This window comes from Kitasatospora sp. NPDC059571 (assembly GCF_042735675.1).
Classification (GTDB): Bacteria; Actinomycetota; Actinomycetes; order Streptomycetales; family Streptomycetaceae; genus Kitasatospora.
In genome coordinates this window covers 1857-7151 of sequence record NZ_JBHWBW010000417.1, presented here as the reverse complement: position 1 = coordinate 7151, position 5295 = coordinate 1857, and the positions used below count along the sequence as shown (strand labels likewise).

The following is a 5295-nucleotide window of genomic DNA, read 5'->3' as shown; positions in this document are numbered from 1 at the left end:
CCGCCCCCGTGCGTGGGGGCGGGGCGGGGGGGGCGCCCCGCGCCTCGGGCCGCGCCGCCGGGCGCCGGGCCCCCCCCGCGCGGGGGGGGGGCCCCCCCCCCACGGACGTGCTGCGGGTCAGGCCTTGCGGCGCCGGCCCTTGGCGGAGCGGGCGGCCTTGCGGCGCTCGGCGCGGGTCAGGCCGTCGCCCTCGTCCACCGGGCCGTCCTCGAAGTCGCCCTCGATGACGGTGTCGTCGCCGTCCACCGACGGCGCCGTGTAGTGCAGGCGCTGGCGGGCCGGGGCCTCCAGGCCCTTGGCGCGGATCTCCGGACGGGCGTCGGCCTTGTCCAGCGAGAGCACCGCGTCGGTGTCCTCGGCGACCGGAACCTCCTCGACCTGCTGCTCGACCTGGACCTCCAGGTTGAACAGGTAGCCGACCGACTCCTCCTTGATGCCCTCCATCATGGCCGCGAACATGTCGTAGCCCTCGCGCTGGTACTCGACCAGCGGGTCGCGCTGCGCGTAGGCGCGCAGGGCGATGCCCTCCTGGAGGTAGTCCATCTCGTAGAGGTGCTCGCGCCAGCGGCGGTCCAGCACCGACAGGACGACCCGGCGCTCCAGCTCGCGCATGATCTGCTCGCCGAGCTGGTCCTCGCGGGCGCCGTACTGCGCCTGGATGTCCTCCTGGATGACCTTGGTGAGGAACTCGGGGGTGAGCCCGGCCGGCCCGCCGGCCTCCTCCTCCAGGTCCTCCAGGTCGAGGGTGACCGGGTAGAGCTGGCGCAGGGCCGTCCAGAGCTTCTCGAGGTCCCAGTCGTCCTCGAAGCCCTCGCCGGTGGCGGCGGTGACGTACGCCTCGACGGTGTCGTCCATGAAGTGGCCGACCTGCTCCTGCAGGTCCTCGCCCTCCAGGACGCGGCGGCGCTCGCCGTAGATGACCTCGCGCTGGCGGTTGAGGACCTCGTCGTACTTGAGGACGTTCTTGCGGATCTCGAAGTTCTGCTGCTCGACCTGGGTCTGCGCGGAGGCGATGGCCCGGGTGACCATCTTCGACTCGATCGGCACGTCCTCGGGCACGTTGGCCATCGACAGCACGCGCTCGACCATGCCGGCCTTGAACAGGCGCATCAGGTCGTCGCCGAGGGACAGGTAGAAGCGGGACTCGCCCGGGTCGCCCTGGCGGCCGGAGCGGCCGCGCAGCTGGTTGTCGATCCGGCGGGACTCGTGGCGCTCGGTGCCCAGCACGTAGAGGCCGCCCAGCTCCTGGACCTCCTCGTGCTCGGCCTTGACGGCCTCCTTGGCCTTGTCCAGGGCGCTCGGGAAGGCGGACTCGTACTCGTCCGGGGTGTCCTCCGGGTTGAGCCCGCGCTGCGCCAGCTCGGCGGCGGCCAGGTGGTCCGGGTTGCCGCCGAGCATGATGTCGGTACCGCGGCCGGCCATGTTGGTGGCGACGGTGACGGCGCCCTTGCGGCCGGCCTGGGCGACGATCTGCGCCTCGCGCTCGTGGTGCTTGGCGTTCAGCACCTCGTGCGGGATGCCGCGCTTGCGCAGCTCCTGGGAGAGGTACTCGGACTTCTCGACCGACACGGTGCCGACCAGCACCGGCTGGCCCTTCTCGTGCTTCTCGGCGATGTCCTCGACCACCGCGGCGAACTTGGCCGGCTCCGACTTGTAGATCAGGTCGGGCTGGTCGATGCGCTTGGGCGTCTTGTTGGTCGGGATCGGCACGACGCCGAGCTTGTAGATCTGGTGGAACTCGGCGGCCTCGGTGGTGCCCGTACCGGTCATGCCGGAGAGCTTGTCGTAGAGGCGGAAGAAGTTCTGCAGGGTGATGGTGGCCAGGGTCTGGTTCTCGTTCTGGACCTCCACCCCCTCCTTGGCCTCGATCGCCTGGTGCATGCCCTCGTTGTAGCGGCGGCCGGCGAGGATACGGCCGGTGTGCTCGTCGACGATCATGACCTCGCCGTTGATGACGACGTAGTCCTTGTCCGCCTTGTAGAGCTCCTTCGCCTTGATGGCGTTGTTCAGGAAGCCGACCAGCGGGGTGTTCACCGACTCGTAGAGGTTGTCGATGCCGAGGTAGTCCTCGACCCGGCCGACGCCCTCCTCCAGCACGCCGACGGTGCGCTTCTTCTCGTCGACCTCGTAGTCGCGGTCGCGCTTGAGGCGCTGCACCAGCTTGGCGAAGTCGCTGTACCACTTGGTGGCCTGGTCCGCCGGGCCGGAGATGATCAGCGGGGTGCGGGCCTCGTCGATGAGGATCGAGTCGACCTCGTCGACGATCGCGAAGTTGTGGCCGCGCTGGACGAGTTCCTCCTGCGCCCAGGCCATGTTGTCGCGCAGGTAGTCGAAGCCGAACTCGTTGTTCGTGCCGTACGTGATGTCCATCCCGTACTGGCGCTTGCGCTCGGCCGGCGACATGTTCGCCAGGATCACGCCGACCTCGAGGCCGAGGAAGCGGTGCACCCGGCCCATCCACTCCGAGTCGCGCTCGGCGAGGTAGTCGTTGACCGTGATGAGGTGCACGCCCTTGCCGGTCAGCGCGTTGAGGTACGCGGGCAGGGTGCCGACCAGGGTCTTGCCCTCGCCGGTGCGCATCTCGGCGACGTAGCCGAAGTGCAGGGCGGCGCCGCCCATGATCTGGACGTCGTAGTGGCGCTGGCCCAGCACGCGCTTGGCGGCCTCGCGGACGGTCGCGAACGCCTCGGGCATGATGTCGTCCAGGCTCTCGCCCTCGGCGAGGCGGGCCTTGTACTCATCGGTCAGCGCGCGCAGCTCGTCGTCGGTGAGGTTGACGAAGTCCTCTTCGATCGAGTTGACCTGGGCGGCAATCCGCTGCAGCTTGCGAAGGATCTTTCCTTCGCCTGCGCGCAGGATCTTGTCGAAGACGGACACGTGAGCGGGCTCCTTGCCTGGATCGGCTCTGGACGACAGTCGGCGAGACCTACCCCACCGTACGCGCCATGGTATGCGAGGAGGCCAAGCCGCCGGGAGGTCCGTCAGCACGGTATTCCTGTGTCACCCACCCGGGCAAAGCGCGGTGAAGCGCCAGTCGGGGGGCAAAACGGTCAACTCCGCGGCCTCCGTGCCCTGCACAACCGACCGGGCCGCCCGGAGGTTCCCGGCGGCCGCCGCGGGTGTCGGTGGCAGCGCCTACGCTGCCCGGCATGACCTCGCCGCAGACCGCCACCGAGCTCTCCGCCGACCAGGCCCGCCGGATCGCCCTGCGGGCGCAGGGCCTGCTGGGCGCCCCCGACCGCCGCGGCGGGGTCCGCGGTGTGCTGCGGCACCTGGGCGCCGTCCAGCTGGACACCATTTCGGTGCTCGCCCGCTCGCACGAGCTGGTGCCGTACGCGCGGCTCGGCGCGGTCGGCCGCCCGGCGGTCGAACGGGCCTACTGGGGTGCGGAGACGAGCTTCGAGTACTGGTCGCACGCGGCCTGCGTGCTGCCGATCGAGGAGTGGCCGCTGTTCGCCTTCCGCCGCCGCGCCTACCGCGAGCGCGGCCGGCTCTGGGGCGGCCACGAGGTGAGCGAGCGCACCTACCGCGAGGTGCTGGAGCGGCTGCGCGCCGAGGGCCCGCTGACCTCCACCGAACTCGGCGGCGCCAAGCGGACGTCGGAGTGGTGGGACTGGTCGGAGAGCAAGATCGCGGTGGAGCAGGCGCTGGCTTTCGGCGACGTGGTCTGCACCGAGCGGCGCGGCTGGAAGCGGCTGTACGAGGCGGCCGAGCAGGCGGTGCCGGCCGAGCTGTTCGGCCAGGACCCGGACGACGCGGAGTGCGTGCGCCGGCTGGTCGGCCAGGCCGGCGCGGCGCTCGGCGTGGCCACCGTGGCCGACCTCGGGGACTACCACCGGCTGCGCAAGGAGCAGGTGGCCGCCGCGCTGCCCGACTCCGGCCTGGTGCCGGTCGCCGTGGCCGGCTGGACGACGCCGGCCTGGGCGGTGGCGGGGGCGGTGGCGGCGGTGCCGCGGGGCCGCCACCGGTCGACGATGCTCTCCCCGTTCGACTCGCTCGTCTGGGACCGCGCGCGGACGGAGCGGATCTTCGGAATGACGCACCGCCTGGAGGCCTACACTCCGAAGGAGAAGCGGGTGCACGGGTACTTCGCGATGCCGCTGCTGGCCGGCGGCCGACTGGTCGGCCGGGTCGACCCGGCCCGCGAGGGCCGCACCCTGGTGGCCCGTCAGGTCTCGCTGGAGTCACCGGCGCACACGGGCGCGCTGGCCTCGGCCCTGCGCGAGGCGGCGGCCTGGGTGGGCTGCGACGCCGTCCGGGTCGAGCGGCTGGCGGACGAGCGGCTGCGGCCCGCCCTGGAGCGGGCGCTGGCCTGACCGGTCACCCTATTTCGAGGATCTTCTCCCGCATCGCGTAGACCACGGCCTCCATCCGGGAGTGCAGCTGCAGCTTCTCCAGGATGTTGCGGACGTGGTTCTTCACGGTGTTCTCGCTGATGAAGAGCTCCTTGGCGATCTCCCGGTTGTTCATCCCGGTGGCCACCAGCTTGAGCACCTCCAGCTCGCGGTCGGTGAGCCGCGGCGCGGGCACCAACTCCCGGTCGTCGGACCGGCGCTGGATCATCGACTTGAACTCGGTCAGCAGCTTGGCCGCCATGGAGGGGCTGATCTGCGACTGGCCGTCGGCCACCGCGCGGATCGCGGTGGCCACCTCGTCGGTGGAGATCTCCTTGAGCAGGTAGCCGGTGGCGCCCGCCTTGATCGCCTCGTAGAGGTCGGCCTCCTCGTCGCTGATCGTCAGCATGATGATCTTCGCGCTGGGGACCACGTCCTTGATCGCGGTGCAGGCCTCGATACCGCTGCGCCGGGGCATCCGGACGTCCATCAGGATGATGTCCGGCAGCAGGTCGGCGGCCTTGAGCACGGCCTCGGCGCCGTCCCCGGCCTCGCCGATGACGGTGATGTCCTCCTCCTCGGCGAGGACGATCTCCAGGCCGCGGCGGAACAGTGCGTGGTCGTCGACCACCAGCACCCGGATCGGCTCACCGCGGTGCCCGCCGTACCCGGCGGGGGGCTCTCCCGACCCCGCACCCGCGCCCGGGCCGCCATCCGCACCACGGCTGATGGGCTCGCCCATCCGCTCCTCCCCCGGTCGCCGGTCGATGTCAGGCTCCATCATTCCATGACGACCGGGGCGTTGATCACCCTCCGATACCGGGCCGCCCAGCTGGGGGGGGCCCGCCGCGCCGGCGGCCGGGGGGGCCCCCCCCCCCCGGGGGGGCGGGCGGGCCGCGGGCGGGGGCGGATCAGCAGTGGGCCCGGGGGTGAGCCCCCCCGCCGCCCCCCCCCCCCCCCG

General features: G+C 71.7%; 3 protein-coding genes. 1 reads left to right on the top strand and 2 read right to left on the bottom strand.

Features of this window, described 5'->3' with window-relative positions:
* Window positions 1-117: 117 nt before the first annotated feature.
* On the bottom strand, window positions 118-2877 hold the full coding sequence (gene secA, locus ACFV0G_RS31590; protein ID WP_380555424.1) for a preprotein translocase subunit SecA: 2760 nt from the start codon (window positions 2875-2877) through the stop codon (window positions 118-120).
* 272 nt (window positions 2878-3149) lie between these two features.
* On the opposite strand from secA, the gene ACFV0G_RS31585 reads away from it, so the two are divergent.
* Window positions 3150-4316 carry a winged helix-turn-helix domain-containing protein gene (locus tag ACFV0G_RS31585; protein WP_380555422.1) on the top strand — a complete coding sequence of 389 codons (1167 nt, stop codon included), beginning with the start codon at window positions 3150-3152 and terminating at the stop codon, window positions 4314-4316.
* 4 nt (window positions 4317-4320) lie between these two features.
* On the opposite strand, the gene ACFV0G_RS31580 is transcribed toward ACFV0G_RS31585, so the two are convergent.
* Window positions 4321-5076, bottom strand: coding sequence for a response regulator (locus ACFV0G_RS31580; protein ID WP_380555420.1), 756 nt, complete (start codon window positions 5074-5076; stop codon window positions 4321-4323).
* Between the last annotated feature and the right edge of the window lie 219 nt (window positions 5077-5295).

Coding starts and splice junctions, on each gene's coding strand:
- ACFV0G_RS31580 (WP_380555420.1), bottom strand. CDS start 5,076: ATGGGCGAGCCCATCAGCCGTGGTGCGGATGGCGGCCCGGGCGCGGGT.
- ACFV0G_RS31585 (WP_380555422.1), top strand. CDS start 3,150: ATGACCTCGCCGCAGACCGCCACCGAGCTCTCCGCCGACCAGGCCCGC.